Source organism: Streptomyces sp. TAA486 (genome assembly GCF_000426165.1).
Genome location: NZ_AUEV01000003.1, coordinates 230622 through 249515, shown reverse-complemented (window position 1 = coordinate 249515; position 18894 = coordinate 230622). Strand labels below are relative to the sequence as shown.

Here is an 18894-nt window from a genome sequence, read left to right as displayed (position 1 = left end):
GGCCGGCGCAACAGCACGGCAAACACCGCGCGGCAGCCTCGATCCATGAACGCGTCGCCCACACCGGAACCCACCCCCGGGCCCGGTTCCGAATTCGGACCGGCACTCGGGTCCGGCCCCGAACCCGGACCCGGACCGCTCCACGGCCTCGACAGCACGGCGCAGCTCATGACCCGACTCACCGCACAGCTCCACACCCAGCTCGCCTCGGTACGCCCGCGCCCCGCCCCGACGCTCGTCGCCGTCGCGCACGGTTCCCGCGACCCCGGCGCGTTGGCCACGGTCACGGCACTCCTCACGTCCGTACGGGCCCTGCGTCCGGGGCTTCGCGTCGAACTGGGCCACATCGAACTGAACGAGCCGCGGCTGCCGCAGACCCTGTCCGCGCTGCGGGCCCGCGGCGAAGTGGTCCTCGTGCCCCTGCTGTTCGGGCGGGGGCACCACGTCAAGCACGACATCCCGCGTGCCCTGGCCGCCGCTTCGCACCTTCGGGGCAGGGTCTCGGAACCCATCGGGCCCCACCCGCTGCTCGCCGAAGCGCTGCACGACCGCCTGACCGAGGCGGTCCGGCGCGCGGGATCCCTTCAGGCCGAGGACGGCCTCCGTGGTGGGGAGGCCGCCCATGGGCAGGCCGCGCCGGACGCGGTCGTGCTGGCCTCCGCGGGTTCACGCGACCCCGAGTCCGCCGAGGGCGCACAGCGCATCGCGGCCGCACTGCGCGAACGGCTCGGCGGTACCACACCGGTGCTCCCGGGGTACGCCTCGGCCGCCCGGCCGACCGTGGCCGAGGCCGTGCAGATCCTGCGCGCCGCCGGGCACAGCCGCATCGCCCTCGCCTCCTGCTTCACCGCTCCCGGCCACTTCGCCGCCCGTTGCGCGGCTGCGGCCCCGTGGACAGCCGCGGCGCCGATCGGTGCGCATCCCGCGCTGGCCCGGCTCGTCCTGCACCGCTACGACGAGGTGCGCGCGGCAACAGCCACGGGGCGGCGGCTCGTGCACGCCTAGGCAGTGTCCTAGGCGTGCACGGGCGGACTGTTTCACGGGTGATGTCAGTGGTGCGGCCTGGCCAGGGCCGCCTCAGGACGCCCGGCTCTCGCGCCTGGGCTGCCTGACCCCCCCAACCGGCAACAACTGCACGCTGGCATGCGCGGTTCAATGGTTCGCACATTTCTCCCGATCGCGCCAAGAAACGGTCCCCTGTGTGGCCGTCCCCGCCCAGGGCCCGCTCCGCCGCCCGTGCCGCTACCGTCGGCGTATGCACGGCACGTACGACACAGAGGCCTCCGGCCCCGACGGCGCTTCCGGCCACTACGGCCCGTCCGACATCGAGCGCTGGGCGCCCGAGCCCGACAAGCGGCCAGGGCGCACCGCCTTCCAGCGCGACCGTGCGCGCGTGCTGCACTCGGCCGCGCTGCGCAGGCTCGCCGGCAAGACCCAGGTCGTCGCGCCGGGCACCAGCGCGCAGGCGTGGGACGCCAGTCCGCGCACCCGCCTCACGCACTCCCTGGAATGCGCACAGGTCGGAAGGGAACTGGGCGCGGCGCTCGGCTGCGACCCGGACCTGGTCGAGACGGCCTGCCTCGCGCACGACCTCGGGCACCCGCCGTTCGGGCACAACGGCGAACGCGTGCTGAACGAGATCGCCGCGCCCTGCGGCGGCTTCGAGGGCAACGCACAGTCGCTGCGCCTGCTCTCCCGGCTGGAGCCCAAGCGCTTCCTGGACGTCGACCCAGGCCCGCACTCCGGCGGGGGAGCCGCTCCGGCAGGAGACCCCGCCGAGGGTGCGGCCACGGGCCCGGACGGTTCCGGAGACCGTGCCTTCCGCATCCCCGTCGGCCTCAACCTCACGCGCGCGGCACTCGACGCCGCCACCAAGTACCCCTGGACGCTGGGCTCCCGCCCCGGCGACCCCTCGTCGCCGAAGTTCGGCGTCTACGAGGACGACCTTCCCGTCTTCGACTGGATCCGCCGCGGTGCCCCCAGCGACCGCACGTGCTTCGAGGCGCAGGTCATGGACTGGTCCGACGACGTGGCCTACTCCGTGCACGACGTCGAGGACGGCCTGCACGCCGGCCATCTCGACCCCAACGTGCTCCTCGCCGAACCCGAACGCCGCGACATCCTCACCGTCGCCGCGGAGCGCTACGCACCTGACGCCGGTCACGGCGAACTCGCCGAAGCCCTCGACCGGTTGCTGGACCAGGAATGGTGGCCGCACGGCTACGACGGTTCCGCCGTTGCCCAGGCCCGGCTCAAGGACGCCACGAGCCAGCTCATCGGCCGCTTCTGCCTCGCTGCCGAGGGGGCGACACGGGCCGCGTACGGATCCGGAGCGCTCACCCGCTACGCCGCCGAACTCGTCGTACCGCGCGGCGTCCGGCTGGAGTGCGCGGTGCTGAAAGCCGTCGCGGACCGCTATGTGATGCAGCGTCCGGACCTGGAGCGGCTGCGGGCCGATCAGCGCGTCGTGCTCGGCGAGCTCGCGGACGCGCTGACCAAGCGCGCACCCGAAGGTCTCGACCCGCAGTTCCGCGCGCTGTTCGGGGAGGCGGAGGACGACGCGGCACGGCTGCGCGTCGTCGTGGACCAGATCGCGGCCCTGACCGACGTCTCGGCGCGCTCCCTGCACAGACGCCTCACGCGGGCCCACCTCTAGACACCCCCTGGCCGCCGCCGCGGCCGGAGCGGCCCCGGCCGTGGTCCGTTGGTGTCCGGTTGTGCCCGCCACGGGCACGGGTCCTCTTCCCGCTGCCCGTTCTTTGCGGGACGCTCGCTCCTGGACGTTTCCGTCGGGGGGTCAGGTCAGCGAGGAGGAACCAAGTGGTCGACGCACACCGGACGTTCGTCATCGTCGGTGGAGGGCTTGCCGGGTCGAAAGCCGCCGAGGCCCTGCGAGCCGAAGGCTTCACCGGACGGGTCATCCTGATCGGTGACGAGCGCGACCACCCCTACGAACGTCCGCCCTTGTCCAAGGGGTATCTGACGGGCTCCGACGAGCGCGAGAGCGTGTTCGTGCACGAGCCGGCCTGGTACGCGGGTGCCGACATCGAACTGCACCTGGGCCAGACCGTCGTGCGCCTGGACCGCGACGCCAAGAGCCTGGAACTCGGCGACGGCACCCGCCTCCACTACGACAAGCTGCTTCTCGCCACCGGCGCCGAACCGCGCCGCCTGGCCATCCCCGGTACCTCGCTCGCCTCCGTGCACCACCTGCGGCGCCTCGCGCACGCCGACCGTCTCCGCGGCCGGCTGACGGCACTCGGCCAGGAGAACGGCCATCTCGTCATCGCGGGAGCCGGCTGGATCGGGCTGGAGGTCGCGGCGGCCGCACGCGGGTACGGGGCGGAAGTCACCGTCGTCGAGCCCGAACCGACCCCGCTGCACTCCGTGCTCGGCCCCGAGATGGGCATGCTCTTCGCCGACCTTCACCAGGAGCACGGCGTGCGCTTCCACTTCGGGGCGAGGCTCTCGGAGATCGTCGGAACGGACGGAATGGTGCAGGCCGTACGGACCGACGACGGCGACGAGCACCCCGCGCACGACGTGCTGGCCGCCATCGGCGCCGCACCCCGCACCTCGCTCGCCGAAACCGCGGGGCTGGAGCTGGCCGAGGGGGGCGGCGGCGTGGCCGTGGACTCGGCGCTGCGCACCTCGGATCCCGACATCTATGCGGCAGGCGACGTCGCGTCCCTGCGGGAGACCCCGTGGGGGACGTCTCTGCGCGTCGAGCACTGGGCGAACGCCCTCAACAGCGGCCCGGCCGCGGCACGTTCGATGCTGGGGCGGGAGGTCGTCTACGACCGGGTGCCCTACTTCTTCTCCGACCAGTACGACGTGGGCATGGAGTACTCCGGCTTCGCTCCGCCCGGCACCTACGACCAGGTGGTGTGCCGAGGAGACGTCGCCAAGCGCGAGTTCATCGCGTTCTGGCTGAGCGACAACCGCGTACTGGCGGGCCTCAACGTGAACGTGTGGGACGTGACCGGTGCGGTCCAGGACCTGATCCGCTCCGGTACGCCCGTCGAGCCGGACGCGCTCGCCGACCCGGGCGTCCCGTTGAGTGACCTCGGCCGCGGCGACCGCCAGGAGAAGGGATGAGAGCGCCGACGCGTCGGCGCTGAGCCCAGGACGCCGCAGGCGGCGAGCGGTTGGCGAGCGGCTGGGCACGGTCCACGGCACCGCGCCCGGGCAGACGGGGGTGTCGGCGGGCGGCCGTACAATTCCGGTGTGGCGGGCAGGATCAACGACGAGGACGTGAAAGCGGTGCGGGGCGCGGTCCCGATCGACACCGTGGTCTCCGAGTATCTCCAGCTGCGCAACGCCGGCGGCGGCAATCTGAAGGGCCTGTGCCCCTTCCATGACGAGAAGTCGCCCTCGTTCCACGTCAGTCCGGCCAAGGGTCTCTTCCACTGCTTCGGCTGCCAGGAGGGCGGCGACACCCTCGACTTCGTGATGCGGGTCGACCACCTCTCCTTCTCCGAGGCCGTCGAGCGCCTCGCAGGCCAAGCCGGCATCACGCTGCGGTACGAGGAGGGCGGCTACGGCCGTGCCAGTCAGCAGGGCGAACGCACCCGCCTCGTCGACGCGCACAAGGCGGCCGCCCAGTTCTTCTCCGAGCAACTCCAGGGCGCCGAGGCCGAGACGGGCCGCCGCTTCCTGACCGAGCGCGGCTTCGACCAGTCGGCCGCCGAGCACTTCGGCATCGGATACGCCCCGGCGGGCTGGGACCATCTCGTGCGGTTCCTGCGCGGCAAGGGCTTCTCCGACAAGGAGCTCACCGCCTCCGGGCTCGCGCAGGAGGCGCGCAACGGGCGTCCCATCGACCGGTTCCGCGGCCGGCTGATGTGGCCCATCCGGGACATCACCGGAGACGTCGTCGGCTTCGGCGCCCGCAAGCTGCGCGACGACGACAACGGCCCGAAATACCTCAACACGCCCGAGACGGCGATCTACCACAAGTCCCAGGTCCTCTACGGCATCGACCTCGCCAAGAAGGACATCGCCAAGGGCAACCGCGCCGTCGTCGTCGAGGGCTACACCGACGTCATGGCCTGCCACCTGGCCGGCGTCACCACGGCGATCGCCACGAGCGGCACGTCCTTCGGCGAGGGCCACATCAAGATCCTCCGCAGGCTCCTGATGGACAACTCCGGCTCGGAGGTCATCTTCACCTTCGACGGCGACGCAGCCGGGCAGAAGGCGGCGCTGCGCGCGTTCGAGGACGACCAGAAGTTCGCCGCCCGTACCTCCATCGCGATCACACCGCAGGGCATGGACCCCTGCGAGCTGCGGATCGCCGAGGGCGACGAGGCCGTGGCGAAGGTCGTCGAAGCCCGTTCCCCGCTCTTCGAGTTCGCGATCCGCTCGATCGTCGGGCAGCACAACCTCGATACGGCGGAGGGCCGTTCGGCAGCGCTGGAGCAGGCGGCGCCCGTCGTCGCGCAGATCAAGGACCCCTCGATCCAGCACGAGTACGCCGTGCGCCTCGCGGGGCTCCTCGGCATCCTCGATACGCAGTTCGTGGTGCGTCGCCTGGGCCAGCTGGCGCGGCGCCGCGCGGCGAGCCCGTCCGCGCCGCGAGCGGGCGCGCACGCGTCCGGCTCCACGCCCACGGGCCCCGGGTCGGGAACCGCGGCGCCGTCCGCAGCCGCACGCGGGGGCGGCCCCGCCCTCAACCTGCGCAGTCCCGCCCGTCGCGTCGAGCGTGAACTGCTCAAACTCGCCCTGCAGCGCCCCGAGTTGGTCGCACCGGCCTTCGACGCCTATGAGACCGACGAGTTCACCGCACCGCCCTACGCCGCCGTGCGTGAGGCGGTCGAGGCCGCCGGCGGTGTGACCGGCGCCGACGACGAATTCGTCGCCAGGGTGCGTGCCGCCGCTCCCGACGACACCGTGCGCGCCCTGGTGCACGAACTGGTCGTCGAGCCGCTGCGCAGCGCCCGCGGCCGCGAACCGGACGAGATGTACGCGGGGATGCAGCTCGTCGCCGTGCGCCTCGCGGCTGTCAACGCCCGCATCGCCGACCTCGAAAGCAGCGCCCGGCGCCTGGAGGCCCAGCGCGACGACGAGCGTTCGGCGGCCGTGCGCCAGGAGATCTGGACGCTCACGCAGTACGGCCGCTCCCTCCAGGAACGCGGCGCGGCGGCGCTCTGACGCGGTCCGCCTCCCGCGGCGGCAGCCTCCGGTGCATTGGTCCGGCCTGCGGTGACGCCTGATTTCCCTCCTGCGAAGGCCGGACGGCCGTAGTGGTACGTATGCGACAAGTGACGCCCATCTCAAAAACTGGGCGCACGACCCTCGTGGCCGGAGTGTGTCGTACCCCACACTGGTGGGCGGTGCTTGAGTCCTCGGAGCGGAGTGTGCCGGCCGCACTTGCCGGAACGCCCCCGCGGCTCCGAACAGCAGGTACGCCGCCCCCCGAACCGGCAGCGAGCACACTGGAGGTCGCCCCCGTGCAGACCCGGACCCTGACCAGCGCGGCTCCTCCGGCCGCCCCGACGGTTCCATCCCTGGCCGCCGCGCCCGCTCCTGCGGCGACGCCCGTCCGGCCTCCCTCCGCACGGCCTCCGGCCGCCCCGCCCGCCGACGCACCAGTCGCTCCCGCCCCGCCGGTTTCGCCGTCGATGGAGCCGGAGACCGAGATTCCCGCCAGGCAGGAGAAGAGGGAGGCCGCCGGCAGCGGTACCTCCGCCGATCTCTTCCGGCAGTATCTGCGCGAGATCGGCCGCATCCCGCTGCTGTCCGCCGCCGACGAGGTCGAACTCGCCCGCCGCGTCGAGGCGGGTCTCTTCGCCGAGCAGAAGCTCGCCGAACCGGCCACCCATCCCGACGGACGTCTCGCGCACGAACTCGACCAGCTCGTCGTGATGGGCAGGATCGCCAAGCGGCGCCTCATCGAGGCGAACCTCCGCCTCGTCGTCTCCGTGGCGAAGCGGTACGTCGGCCGCGGGCTGACCATGCTCGACCTGGTGCAGGAGGGGAACCTGGGGCTGATCAGGGCGGTCGAGAAGTTCGACTACGCCCGCGGCTACAAGTTCTCGACGTACGCGACATGGTGGATCCGGCAGGCGATGTCCCGCGCGCTGGCCGACCAGGCCCGCACGATCCGCGTGCCCGTGCACGTCGTCGAGCTGATCAACCGCGTCATACGCGTCCAGCGCCGGCTGCTCCAGGAGCGGGGCGAGGAGCCGACGCCGGACGAGGTCGCCGTGCAGCTGGACCTCACCGGCGAACGCGTCACCGAGGTGCTGCGCCTCGCTCAGGAACCGGTGTCGCTGCACGCGCCGGTCGGCGAGGAGGAAGACGTCAACCTCGGTGATCTCATCGAGGACGGCGACGCCCCGTCACCCGTGGAGTCCGCCGCCTTCCTGCTGCTGCGCGAGCATCTCGAGGCGGTGCTCTCGACGCTCGGCGAGCGCGAACGCAAGGTCGTGCAGCTGCGCTACGGGCTGGACGACGGGCGGCCGCGCACCCTGGAGGAGATCGGCACCCTCTTCGGCGTCACCAGGGAACGCATCCGGCAGATCGAGTCCAAGACCCTCGCCAAGCTCCGCGACCACGCCTTCGCGGACCAGCTGCGCGGCTACCTGGACTGACGCTCGACGAGGCTGGGCCTTCAGCCGGCTTCAGTCGACCTCCGCGACGGCGGCGGCGAACTGCGACCGGTACAGGCGGGCGTAGGCACCGTCCGCCGCCAGCAGTTCGCTGTGTGAGCCCTGTTCCACGATCGACCCGTCCTCCATCACCAGGATCACGTCGGCGTCCCGGATGGTGGAGAGCCGGTGGGCGATGACGAAGCTCGTACGGCCGTGCGCCAGCCGCGCCATGGCCCGCTGGATGAGCACTTCCGTGCGGGTGTCGACGGAACTTGTCGCCTCGTCCAGTACGAGGATGACCGGGTCGGAGAGGAAGGCGCGGGCGATGGTGATCAGTTGCTTCTCACCGGCGCTGACGCCCGTGCCGTCCTCGTCGAGGACCGTGTCGTAGCCGTCGGGCAGGGTGCGGATGAAGCGGTCGGCGTGTGCCGCGCGTGCGGCCTCCTCGACCTGTGCGCGGTCGGCACTCTGCGCGCCGTAGCTGATGTTCTCCGCGATGGTGCCGCCGAAGAGCCAGGTGTCCTGGAGCACCATCCCGATGCTGGAGCGCAGGTCCTCACGGATCATCCCGGCCGTGTCCGTGCCGTCCAGCAGGATCCGGCCGCCGCGCGTCTCGTAGAAGCGCAGCAGCAGATTCACCAGCGTGGTCTTTCCCGCGCCCGTCGGTCCGACGATGGCGACGGTGCTGCCCGGCTCGACGGTCAGCGACAGATCCTCGATGAGCGGCCGGTCCGCGTCGTAGCGGAAGGAGACCCGGTCCAGTTCGACACGGCCGCGCACCTTCTCGGGACGGGCCGGGTGTTCCGGCTCGGGCGTCTGCTCGTCCGCGTCGAGGATCTCGAAGACGCGTTCCGCGGAAGCGACCCCGGACTGCACCATGTTCGCCATCGAGGCGATCTGGTTGAGCGGCTGCGTGAACTGCCGCGAATACTGCACGAACGCCTGCACGTCGCCGATCGACAGCGCACCCGAGGCGACCCGCAGACCGCCCGCGACGGCCACCAGCACGTAGTTGAGGTTCGCGACGAACATCATCGCCGGCTGCATGATGCCGCTGACGAACTGCGCCTTGTAACCGGCGCTGTACAGCGCCTCGTTGTGCTCGCGGAAGGCCGCGGCCGACTCCTCCTGCCGCCCGAAGACCTTCACCAGCGTGTGACCGGTGTACATCTCCTCGACGTGGGTGTTCAGCTTGCCCGTCTCCGACCACTGCCGCACGAACTGCGGCTGCGCCCGCTTGCCCAGCCGCGTCGCCACCAGCAGCGACAACGGCACCGTCACCAGCGCGACGAGCGCCAGCAACGGCGAGATCCAGAACATCATCACCAGCACACCCGCCACGGTGAGCACGGAGTTGACGATCTGTCCCAGGGTCTGCTGAAGGGTCTGGCCGATGTTGTCGATGTCGTTGGTCACGCGGCTGAGGACCTCACCGCGCGTCTGCTTGTCGAAGTACGACAGCGGCAGCCGCGAGAGCTTCGCCTCGACCTGCTCCCGCAGCCGGAAGACCGTGTGGTTGATCGCCCGTACGGACAGGCGCCCGCTGACGAACATCATCAGGCCCGCCGCGGCATAGATGGCAAGAACCACCAGCAGCACGTTGCCGAGTGCAGCGAAGTCGATGCCCTGGCCCGGCGTGAAGTCGGTGCCCGAGAGCATGTCGGCGACGCCGGAGTCGCCTTCGCTGCGCATGCCGTCGAGGACCTGCTCACGGCTTGCGCCCTCGGGCAGCTGCTTCCCGATGAAGCCCGCGAAGATCAGGTCGGTGGCGTCGCCGAGGATCTTCGGGCCGAGCACGCTGAAGCCCACGCCGACCAGCCCGAAGGCCACCATGCCGGTGAGCGTGGCCCGTTCGGGCCGGAACTGTCCCAGAAGGCGTTTCGCCGATCCGCGGAAGTCCGTGGAGCGCCGGGGCGGTGCACCGCCGCCGAGCATCCGTGCGCCGGGGCCACTCACGCTGCCTCCTGCTCGGTGAGCTGGGAGAGGACGATCTCCCGGTACGTCTCGTTGCCCTCCATCAGTTCGTGGTGCCTGCCGGTGCCGGCGACGCGGCCCTCGTCCAGCACGACGATGCGGTCCGCGTCGCGGATCGTGGAGACCCGCTGGGCGACGATGAGGACCGTCGCGTCCGCCGTGCGGTGGGTGAGGGCGGCACGCAGCGCCGCATCGGTCGCGTAGTCGAGAGCGGAGAAGGAGTCGTCGAAGAGGTAGACCTCCGGGCTGTGCACCAACACCCGTGCGATCGCGAGGCGTTGACGCTGACCGCCCGAGACGTTGTTGCCGCCCTGCCCGATCGACGCATCGAGCCCGCCGTCCATGGCGGCGACGAACTCGCGTGCCTGCGCGATCTCCAGCGCGTTCCACAGCTCCTCGTCGGTCGCGTCGGGGCGCCCGTAGCGCAGGTTCGATGCGACCGTCCCCGAGAACAGATACGGATGTTGCGGCACCAGGCCCACCTTGCGTGCCAGCAGTCGCGGATCGAGCGTCCGCACGTCCTCGCCGCCGACGAGCACCGAGCCCTCCGTGACGTCGAACAGCCGCGGCAGCAGGCCCAGAAGCGTTGACTTGCCGCTGCCGGTGGAACCGATCACCGCCGTCGTCTCGCCCGGACGGGCCATCAGATCGACGCCCTGCAGGACCGGCGCCTCAGCCCCGGGATAGCGGAACCCCGCGCCCCGCAGCTCCAGCACGCCGTGGCGGCGCAGCTTCCGCACGGGTGCGTCGGGCGGCACCACGCTCGAAGAGGTGTCGAGTACCTCCGTGATGCGGTCCGCGCACACCTCCGCGCGCGGAACCATCATGAACATGAAGGTGGCCATCATCACGGACATGACGATCTGCATCAGGTACGACAGGAACGCCGTGAGCGCGCCGATCTGCATCCCGCCGCTGTCGACACGGTGCGCGCCGAACCAGACGACGGCGACGCTGGAGACGTTCACGACGGTCATGACGGTCGGGAACATCAGCGCCATCAGCCGTCCGGCGCGCAACTGCACATCGGTCAGCCCGCTGTTGTGCTCGTGGAAGCGCCGCTGCTCGTACTCGTCCTTGACGAAGGCCCGGATGACGCGGATGCCGCCGATCTGCTCACGCAGCACCCTGTTCACACCGTCGAGCCGCTTCTGCATGGTGCGGAAGAGCGGACGCATGCGCCGCACGATCAGGCCCACCAGCACGGCCAGCACCGGTACGACGCCCACCAGCACCGAGGAGAGCGGCACGTCCTGGTCCAGTGCCATGACGATGCCGCCGACGCACATGATCGGCGCCGAGACCATCAGCGTGAAGGTCAGCAGCACCAGCATCTGCACCTGCTGGACGTCGTTGGTGGTGCGGGTGATCAGGGACGGGGCGCCGAAGTGCCCCAGCTCGCGCGAGGAGAACGTCTGTACCCGGTCGAACACTCTCGCCCTGATGTCCCTGCCGGCCGCGGCGGCGGTCCGCGCCGCGAGGAGCACGGCACCGATGTTGCAGACGACCTGCACGAAGGAGACGCCGAGCATGACAGAGCCGTAGCTGAGGATGTTGCCGGTGTCACCGATCACGACACCGTTGTCGATGATGTCGGCGTTGAGCGTGGGGAGATAGAGCGTGGCGGACGTCTGCAGCAGCTGCAGCACCACCAGCACGGACGCCGGGCGACTGTACGGGCGCAGATGCTCACGGAGCAGGCGTATCAGCACAAGGGTCCCCCGTACGGAAAAGAACTTCGATGCAGAGCGAAAGCGGGCGATCGACACTACTCGTGGCCGGAGTGGCGTGTACTCCTATTTTCGAAGCGCCGCCCGGCGCGCGCCCCCAACTCCGGGCAAAGACCGTGGTGATCGCTGCCGGCTGAATCCGCTCTCCGCGCCGGTCAGGCGTCGAAGGCGCCGGGGTGTGTCTCCTCGCGCACGGCCATGTACTGCTGCCGGACCGCCTGCCCGGCTGCCAGATCCTCGCCGGGGTCGAACACCTCGCACTCCGCGGCGGGCCACTGCGGCGGTTGCGCACCGCCCCTGAGGGCCCAGGCCGCCTGCCGTGCGGCGCCGATCGCGGTGTAGTCGGCCGGCCTGGGCACCACGACCTGCGTGCCGAAGAGGGCGGGTGCGGCCATGTACACGGCCGGCAGGCCCGCGGCCGGTCCCAGCAGGAAGAGTCTTCGTACCTGAACGCCTCTGTTGCGCAGCACGTCCAGCGCGTCGGCGAGTCCGCACAGCATCCCCTCGACGGCAGCCCGCGCCAGATGCTCCGGCTTCATGCTCTCCAGACGCAGACCGTGCAGCGATCCGGCGGTGTGCGGGAGATGCGGGGTGTGCTCGCCCGCGAGATACGGCAGCAGAACGAGCCCGTACGCACCGGGGCTCGACCCCTGTGCCAGGTCCGAGACCCCCTTGATGTCCGTGCCGAGCAGCTCGGCCGCGCCGCGCAGCACACGCGTCGCGTTGAGGGTGCGCACCGCTGGCATGTGCAGGCCCGTGCCGTCGGCGTACGACGTGATGATGCCGCTCGGATCGGCCAGCGCCTCATGGTGCACGGCGCACACCGAGCCCGATGCGCCGAGGGAGAGCACGGCGTCTCCCATGCCCAGGCCAAGCCCGAGCGCCGCGGCCATCGTGTCGCCCGTGCCCGCGGAGATCAGCAGGCCCTCCGGTGTGCGCCCGGCGGGCTCGGCGGGCCCGATGACCTCGGGCAGCGCGATCCGGTGGCCGAGGGCGAGTTCGACGAGGTCGGGCCGGTAGTTCTCCAGTGCCGCGGACCAGTACCCGGTGCCCGACGCCTCCCCGCGGTCGGTCGTGCGCCGCGACGGCCGGTCCATCAGCTGCCACACGAGCCAGTCGTGGGGCTGGAGCACCTCGGCGACCCTGGCCGCGTTCTGCGGTTCGCTGCGTGCGAGCCAGCGCAGTTTGGAGACGGGGTGACCGGCCTCCGGCACGGAGCCGACGGCCTCCGCCCATGCGTGGCGGCCACCCAGAGCATCGACGAGGTCCGCGGCCGCCGGCTGCATCCGTCTGTCGTTGCCGAGCAGGGCCGCCCTCACCGGATTGCCACCCGAGTCGAGCGCTATCAGCCCCTGCTGCTGACCGGCCACTCCTATGGCCTCGACATCGGAGAACTGCCCCGAGCCGGCGGCCCGGCCCAGGGACAGCAGCCAAGACTGGGGATCGTCGCGATCCGCGGGATGCTCGGCGTAGCCGTGCTTCACCACGGCTCCGGAATCCACGTCGCAGACGATGATGCGAGTGAACTCGGCGGAACTCTCCAGACCGGCGACTATCCCCATGCCGGAATGATGCCCTACGTGCCCCCGCGCCCGGCCGCCGCCCTCGGCCCCGCGGCCGCCCCGGAACCGGCCCCTGGCCGGGCGCGGTCTGCTCACGGGAGCGGATGCGCCCTAGCGTGTTGGGGGTGGAGACCTATGTGAGCAACCCGCTGCGGCAGTGCTCCCCGGACGAGCTCAGCCGCCGTACGAGCGCGAAGTGGCGTGTGCACCCTGCCGACGTGCTGCCGATGTGGATCGCGGAGATGGACGTGCCGCTGGCGCCTCCTGTCGCCGAAGCGCTGCACGCGGCGGTCGACGCGGGAGACACCGGCTATGCGATGGGGGAGCCCTACAGGGAGGCGCTGGACGGCTTCGCCGAGCGGCACTGGGGCTGGAGAGTGCCGCAGGAGCGGGCGGCGATCGTCCCCGATGTGATGGCCGGGGTCGTCGAGGTGCTCAAGCTGATCACCTCACCCGGCGACGCCGTCGTCGTCAACTCGCCCGTCTATCCGCCCTTCTACCAGTTCGTCTCGCACATGGACCGCCGCGTGGTGGAGGCGCCGCTGACCGCGGAGGGTCGCCTGGACCTGGACACCCTCGCCGCGGCGTTCCGTACGGGCGGGGACGGCGCGGGCGCTGCTGCGTATTTGCTGTGCAGCCCCCACAACCCGACCGGTACCGTCCACACCGCCGAGGAGCTGGCGGCGGCGACGGAGCTGGCGAACGCCTGCGGCGTGCGCGTCGTCGCCGACGAGATCCACGCACCGCTCGTGCTGCCCGGCGCCCGCCACGTCCCCTATCTGTCGGTGCCCGGGACGGAGCGGGCCTTCTCGCTCCTCTCGGCGTCCAAGGCGTGGAACCTGGCGGGACTGAAGGCGGCGATGGCCGTCGCCGGCGAGGAGTCCGCCGACGAACTGACCCGGATGCCGGAAGAGGTCAGCCACGGCCCCAGCCATCTGGGCGTCATCGGGCACGTGGCGGCGCTGCGGCACGGCGACGCCTGGCTGGAGGCTCTGCTCGCCGGACTGGACGAGAACCGCAGACTGCTCGCCGGGCTGCTGAAGGAGCACATGCCGGAGGTGGGCTACCGCTCCCACGAGGGGACGTTCCTCGCGTGGCTGGACTGCCGTGCGCTGGGCCTCGGCGACGACCCGGCGGCCGCGTTCCTGGAACGGGGCCGTGTGGCGCTCATCCCCGGGCCGGCGTTCGGCACCGGCGGCGCCGGATACGCGCGGCTCAACATGGCGACGTCGCCGGAGACCCTGGAGGAAGCGGTACGGCGGATGACTTCGGCGGTCTGACGATCCGTCGCGTACGGTCCCGTCGGCGGACACGGCAGACGAAAGCTCCCCGTACGGCGATCCGTACGGGGAGCTTCGCAAAACCCCCGTCAGCCGAGCAGGCTCAGCAACGCTTCGACGAAGCGCCGTTGTTGGGCAGCGGGTCGCCCGCCTTGCGGACGGAACCCACGGCTGCGGTGCACTCGGACACCGTGCCCGTGCCGTAGGACCAGAACTCCTGGCCCGTGGTGTTCAGCCAGGACCTGCCGCCGAGCACCTCGTCCTGGGAGTAGCTGTAGACCGCCGCGGTGACGTCGTAGTCGCCGGCGGTCTCGCGGAAGCTGTCCCAGACCCACACGTAGCTGTAGTTCTCCGCGCAGTCCGGTGAGTAGAACTGCTTGACCGAGGCGATGGTGACGCCGCCGCGCTTGACGTACCCGGTGGTGCCGATCTGGTACGCGTCGTCACAGACGTCGGCGGCCTCGGCCGCCTTGCTGTTCGGGTTGCCCTTGGCGGAGGGTGCGGTGGACTTGGCCACGCTCCGCTCGGACGGCTTGGGTGCGGGCCCGCTGCCTGCGTAGGCGGCTCCCGCGGGGACCGCAAGCATCGCGCAGGTCAGCGCGGCGATCGCGGTCTTGGCGTAACGAAAGCGCATTACTCCCCCTCTTGTGCTGCAAAGCATGACTCATCAGGACAGAGGATCCTTGTGGGCTATTGCCCGAAGAATCCGACATCCAGAAAGACACCCGGAGTGGCCGAGGGGTTGTACGGGTTTTTCGACCGGTCCCGTCGCCGCCGGCGTCGTGACACCTCAACGGCCCGCCCCCGCCGTGCTGTCGGGCCGCTTGAGGAGGGAATGCGGCTCAAGTCCGCTGACAGGCGGGGGAGTTGCGGACGGTACGAGGTCGCCGGCTGCCGGAAGTGAGGTCCGGGAGGGTCGGGACCGCTCCGCCGGCCGGACGGTGAGCTGCCCGGGCGGTGCGTTTCCCGGGCGGTGCCGCCCGGGAAGGCCGGAGCTCCCGTGTGCACCCGGGAGCGGCCCTGCCCGGCGCGTGTCACGCCGCCGACCGCAGATCCGCGAGGACGCGGTCGCGCAGCTCCTTCGGTGCCACCCCGAGCTGCTGGAACATCCCTTGCGAGATCTTGTCGTCCCCGCGCAGCAGTGCCAGCACGACGTGCTCCACGCCGATGCGGCGGTCCTTGCGCGCGATCGCTTCCCGCAACGACAGTTCGAGCGCCTTCTTCGCCCGGCCGGTGAAGCGGATGTGCCCCGAGGGCCCGGGTGCGGACGCCGGTACGCCCAGGCTCCCCGCGCTCTCGGGGCGAACACGCTTGAGGAAGCGGCGCCTTCGAGGCGTGCCCGCCTCCGGGTCGCGCGCCGGGGTGTCCAACGCGCCGTCCCCGAAGGCGTTTTCGGCACGCCGGCGGATCTCGTCCAGGTCGATCCCGAACGCCTTGAGTGCTTCCGCGTCCTGTGGCCCCAGCGCGTCACCCTCGGCCCCTCCGACGACGCTGGAGACCGCGGTGCGGCAGCTCTCCGCGCTGACGCCGAGCCGGACGAGCGTCGCGGCTCCCGGCTGTTCGGGAAGGCGCAGGGCGGCGAGGAGAAGGTGCTCCGTGCCGATCCAGTCGTGGCCGAGGCTTCGCGCCTCCTCCTGAGCTCCCACGACGACCTCCCGTGCCGACCGGCTGAAACGTTCGAACATCGCCGCCTACCTCCTCGCGTGCTTCTTGTGTACGGCCTGCCGGCTCACGCCGAGCGCGGCCCCGATGTCGTCCCAGGACCAGCCCTGGGTGCGGGCGCTGTCGACCTGGAGCGCCTCCAGGCGCTCCGTCAGCCGCCTCAGCGCCGCGACCGCCCGCAGTCCTACGCGGGGATCGCTGTTCAGGGCGGCCTCGGCTGTGTCCACTGCTTCACGTGCGTCCGATGCGGCCATGGTGTCAACCTTGGATGACAAGCCTGCCTTCTGTCAACCAATATTGACAACCTGATTCCGCGGATGCGGATCCGCGGGACGGTGTGCGGTCCGGGCGGCTCTAGCATGGAGTGAATGCAGTCGGATGTATTGAAACAATCGCCGGACGAGGAGCAGGTGTGCCGAAGCAGGTGGATCACGACGCGCGCAGGACGGCGATCGCCCAGGCGCTGTGGAGGGTCGCGCGCGTGCGTGGTCTGGAGCGGGTGAGCCTGCGCGAGGTGGCCACCGAGGCGGAGATGTCGCTGGGGCAGCTGCAGCACTACTTCGCCAACAGGCAGGACCTCATGAAGTTCGCCATGGAGTTCATGAGCCGCAAGAACGTGGAGCGCGTCACCGAACGGCTCATCACCGTCGGCGGTACGGAGCACGCTGCCAGGCTCCGCGCCATCGTCATGGAGATGCTGCCGATCGACGAAGACGCCCGCGTGGGAAGCCTGTTGAACATCGACTTCCTGCTGGAGGCCGCGCGCAACGACGCCCTTCGCGATCACGTGAAGCAGCGGACGGCTGCCCTCCGCGGGCTGCTGGAGGGGCAGATCGCGCTGGCCGTCCAGGCCGGCGACATCTCTCCCGATCGCGACGCCCGCGCCGAGGCGGCGCTGCTCATCGCCCTGGCCGACGGGCTGCGCACCCATTTCCACCTCGGTACGCACACCGCAGTCGAGGTGGTGTCGCTGATGGAGCAGTACGTGGCGCGGCTGCTCGGCGGTCCCGGCGAAGAGGAACGGCGTTGATCCAAGTCAACTGCCTTGCTACGTTGTTTCCATACAGGCGACCCGAAAAGGGGGTCGCGATGACGGAGCAACGGCACCTCTGGCTGCGTCCCGCCCACGCGCCCGGCGACCAGACCGTGGCGCGCGCCGGGTGAGGCGGACACGCGTCACGCGAGGCCGCCACCGCCCTCGCCGGGCTGCGCGTGGCATGGAGCGTGGTGCGCGACCGCTCCCTGAACCTGTTCGCCACGGTCGTACTCGTCGCCTTCGGTGTCGGAACCGTCCTCACCCTCGTCAGCGGTGACACGGAGTTCCTCCTGCTCAAGAACTCGTTCACCACCGGCGCGATCGGCCTGGTCTTCCTGGCCACGGTCCTGTGGGGCCGCCCGCTCACGCTGGCGGCCGCGGAGAGCTTCAACCCCGCGCGTGGCGCCGAGTTCCGCGAGCAGTACCGCACCGACCCGCGAGTGCGCCGAGGGCACCGCCTCTCCTCCGCCGTCTGGGGTGCTGGACTGCTGCTGGAGGCGCTGGTCCGGGTGCCGCTGGTCCACCTGCTCCCGGTCAGCGTGATGGTCGGCCTCAGCGAAGTCCTCATGATCGCCACCTTGGCCGGCCTCACGACGTGGAACGTCTGCTATGTCCGTCTGGCCCGCCGACGATGTTCGCGCGCTCTCACGGCGGAGCGGGCCGTGACCGTGGGTTGAGCGTCCCGGCTCCGGCACGCCTGGCGTCAGGCGCCCCGCATCCGGCGCCGGAGATTACACCGGTGAACCCCGAGGCACCATTGGGCAGTTGGGGGAGTCGTCGCACGAATCGCACGCCCCCGCTCATCGGTTCCTGCACCGTCCGGCACCGGGAGCGCGGTGCAGGAGCAAACGGCCGGACCGGCCGGGCAAATCCGGTGGGCAGCCGGAGAGCACCTGTCGCGCCTCGTCGGGAGCGAGGGGCCGGGCGAGCGCTCCGTGAGCAACCGTCCGCCGGGAAAGCCCTGTTGGCCTCATCCGCCGACGCGGAGGCTCTGCCGTGGGGCGCTCCAGGGCGGAAGCCCGGCCGTCCCGCAGCGCCTCGATGACCACTCGTCGAGGACCGAGGCCGGATCGTCCAGGCCGTCCCGCCTGGTCGGCCGGGGGCCCCGGGGTCGGCGTGCCGACGGGCCGTCGGGCCGACGTCCCGTCGGATGACGTGGCCTCAGAGGGCTGGAGGAACGGCGCGAGGCGCCCGCTTCCGGGCGCCTCGTCGGGCATGTTGAGTGGGGCGGGTGGGACTCGAACCCACGGCCGACGGATTATGAGTCCGCTGCTCTAACCGGCTGAGCTACCGCCCCGTTCGCCGGGTCACGCACATGTGTGCGCGCCGCGTCTGCCGCAGCATAGCTGCTCATACGATCTCCCGCCCCTGCCGGGTGGTGCCGTACGGGAGGGAGGACTACGGGCACGCGGTGATCGGTTCCCGCCCGCCCCAACGGACTTGCCCGGCAAAGAAAAAGAGCCCCGGGGAGGGCTCTTTCGGTTGCTCCCGCGACTGGACTCGAACCAGTAACCTGCCGGTTAACAGCCGGCTGCTCTGCCGATTGAGCTACACGGGACTGCGCTGCTCGGACGCGCCCACTTGGTCATGGGCCGCGTTCCTTGGCCGCGGGCATACATTAGCGCATGCCAGGGGGTACTCCGAAATCGGTATCGGTTCGGCCTCGCGTCCGCGGGTAACCGATGGAACCGAGAGATCCGAGAGAAGGGTGGAGCCATGCGCTACCGGCTCACGTTCGTTGCTGGACTGGCCGTCGGGTACGTGTTCGGTACGCGTGCCGGCCGCGAGCGCTACGAGCGGCTGCGGCTGACGGCACAGCGCCTGTCCGAGAATCCTGCCGTGCGCAACGCCACCGAGAGCGCGGCGCAGACCGGCCGTGAAGCCGCGTCGAAAGCGGCCGGGATCGTGACGGAGAAGGTCGGGCACCGGCTGCCGGAATCGGTCAACGAGCGGGTCCGCTCGCTCCGCGACCACAGGACACCCATGGACGACGACTGGGGCTCCGGCAGCAAGTAGCCCGTACGGAGAGCGCCGCGGTGGGCGGGCGGAACAGTG

The 18894-nt window shown here is 71.0% G+C and carries 14 protein-coding genes, 2 tRNA genes and 1 pseudogene; 9 read left to right on the top strand and 8 right to left on the bottom strand.

The genetic code is table 11. The annotated features are described in order from the left end of the window. The first annotated feature begins 168 nt into the window (after positions 1-168). The 5 genes from I004_RS0107830 to I004_RS0107810 all read left to right on the top strand — a co-directional run bounded on the left by I004_RS0107830 (position 169) and on the right by I004_RS0107810 (position 7595). The gene (locus tag I004_RS0107830; protein WP_028435019.1) at positions 169-1005 is read left to right on the top strand and encodes a CbiX/SirB N-terminal domain-containing protein; all 837 of its coding nucleotides are present in this window, start codon (positions 169-171) and stop codon (positions 1003-1005) included. A 250-nt stretch (positions 1006-1255) separates the two neighbouring features. Further along, positions 1256-2656 carry a deoxyguanosinetriphosphate triphosphohydrolase gene (locus tag I004_RS0107825; RefSeq protein ID WP_028435018.1) on the top strand — a complete coding sequence of 467 codons (1401 nt, stop codon included), beginning with the start codon at positions 1256-1258 and terminating at the stop codon, positions 2654-2656. 164 nt (positions 2657-2820) lie between these two features. Continuing rightward, positions 2821-4098, top strand: a complete 1278-nt coding sequence (locus I004_RS0107820; RefSeq protein WP_028435017.1) for an FAD-dependent oxidoreductase — start codon at positions 2821-2823, stop codon at positions 4096-4098. A 129-nt stretch (positions 4099-4227) separates the two neighbouring features. Next, complete coding sequence (dnaG, locus tag I004_RS0107815; protein WP_028435016.1) at positions 4228-6153, top strand: DNA primase; 1926 nt, start codon at positions 4228-4230, stop codon at positions 6151-6153. 206 nt (positions 6154-6359) lie between these two features. Further along, positions 6360-7595: an RNA polymerase sigma factor gene (locus I004_RS0107810; protein WP_486579872.1), complete on the top strand. Its 1236-nt coding sequence runs from the start codon at positions 6360-6362 to the stop codon at positions 7593-7595. Positions 7596-7625: 30 nt separating this feature from the next. On the opposite strand, the gene I004_RS0107805 is transcribed toward I004_RS0107810, so the two are convergent. The 3 genes from I004_RS0107805 to I004_RS0107795 form a co-directional block, all read right to left on the bottom strand. Further along, positions 7626-9551, bottom strand: a complete 1926-nt coding sequence (locus I004_RS0107805) for an ABC transporter ATP-binding protein (RefSeq protein ID WP_028435014.1) — start codon at positions 9549-9551, stop codon at positions 7626-7628. Next, positions 9548-11281: an ABC transporter ATP-binding protein gene (locus tag I004_RS0107800; RefSeq protein ID WP_028435013.1), complete on the bottom strand. Its 1734-nt coding sequence runs from the start codon at positions 11279-11281 to the stop codon at positions 9548-9550. Before I004_RS0107800 ends, I004_RS0107805 begins: the two co-directional genes overlap by 4 nt. A 173-nt stretch (positions 11282-11454) precedes the next feature. Continuing rightward, entirely contained in the window at positions 11455-12861 is a 1407-nt protein-coding gene (locus I004_RS0107795; RefSeq protein ID WP_028435012.1) for an FGGY family carbohydrate kinase, read from the bottom strand. Positions 12862-12965: 104 nt separating this feature from the next. On the opposite strand from I004_RS0107795, the gene I004_RS0107790 reads away from it, so the two are divergent. Beyond that, positions 12966-14141: a MalY/PatB family protein gene (locus I004_RS0107790; protein WP_051344828.1), complete on the top strand. Its 1176-nt coding sequence runs from the start codon at positions 12966-12968 to the stop codon at positions 14139-14141. Positions 14142-14244: 103 nt separating this feature from the next. Here the strand turns inward: I004_RS0107790 and I004_RS0107785 are convergent, their stop codons facing one another. The 3 genes from I004_RS0107785 to I004_RS0107775 form a co-directional block, all read right to left on the bottom strand. Continuing rightward, positions 14245-14775 (bottom strand): hypothetical protein, encoded by a 531-nt coding sequence (locus tag I004_RS0107785; protein WP_199779349.1) that lies wholly within the window; start codon positions 14773-14775, stop codon positions 14245-14247. Between the two features lie 400 nt (positions 14776-15175). Then, positions 15176-15826, bottom strand: coding sequence for a Clp protease N-terminal domain-containing protein (locus I004_RS0107780; RefSeq protein ID WP_028435009.1), 651 nt, complete (start codon positions 15824-15826; stop codon positions 15176-15178). A 6-nt stretch (positions 15827-15832) separates the two neighbouring features. Then, positions 15833-16057, bottom strand: coding sequence for a hypothetical protein (locus I004_RS0107775; RefSeq protein ID WP_028435008.1), 225 nt, complete (start codon positions 16055-16057; stop codon positions 15833-15835). A gap of 158 nt (positions 16058-16215) precedes the next feature. Here I004_RS0107775 and I004_RS0107770 point away from each other — a divergent pair, with 158 nt between their 5' ends. Both I004_RS0107770 and I004_RS32840 read left to right on the top strand, forming a co-directional pair. Next, on the top strand, positions 16216-16833 hold the full coding sequence (locus I004_RS0107770) for a TetR family transcriptional regulator C-terminal domain-containing protein (RefSeq protein WP_028435007.1): 618 nt from the start codon (positions 16216-16218) through the stop codon (positions 16831-16833). A gap of 167 nt (positions 16834-17000) precedes the next feature. Next, positions 17001-17516, top strand: a pseudogene (locus I004_RS32840) (VC0807 family protein); the annotation flags it as partial. 546 nt (positions 17517-18062) lie between these two features. Here the strand turns inward: I004_RS32840 and I004_RS0107760 are convergent. Both I004_RS0107760 and I004_RS0107755 read right to left on the bottom strand, forming a co-directional pair. Continuing rightward, positions 18063-18136, bottom strand: a tRNA-Ile gene (locus I004_RS0107760). Positions 18137-18324: 188 nt separating this feature from the next. Next, positions 18325-18397, bottom strand: a tRNA-Asn gene (locus tag I004_RS0107755). A 158-nt stretch (positions 18398-18555) separates the two neighbouring features. On the opposite strand from I004_RS0107755, the gene I004_RS0107750 reads away from it, so the two are divergent. Beyond that, complete coding sequence (locus I004_RS0107750) at positions 18556-18855, top strand: hypothetical protein (RefSeq protein WP_028435006.1); 300 nt, start codon at positions 18556-18558, stop codon at positions 18853-18855. Positions 18856-18894 lie beyond the last annotated feature (39 nt).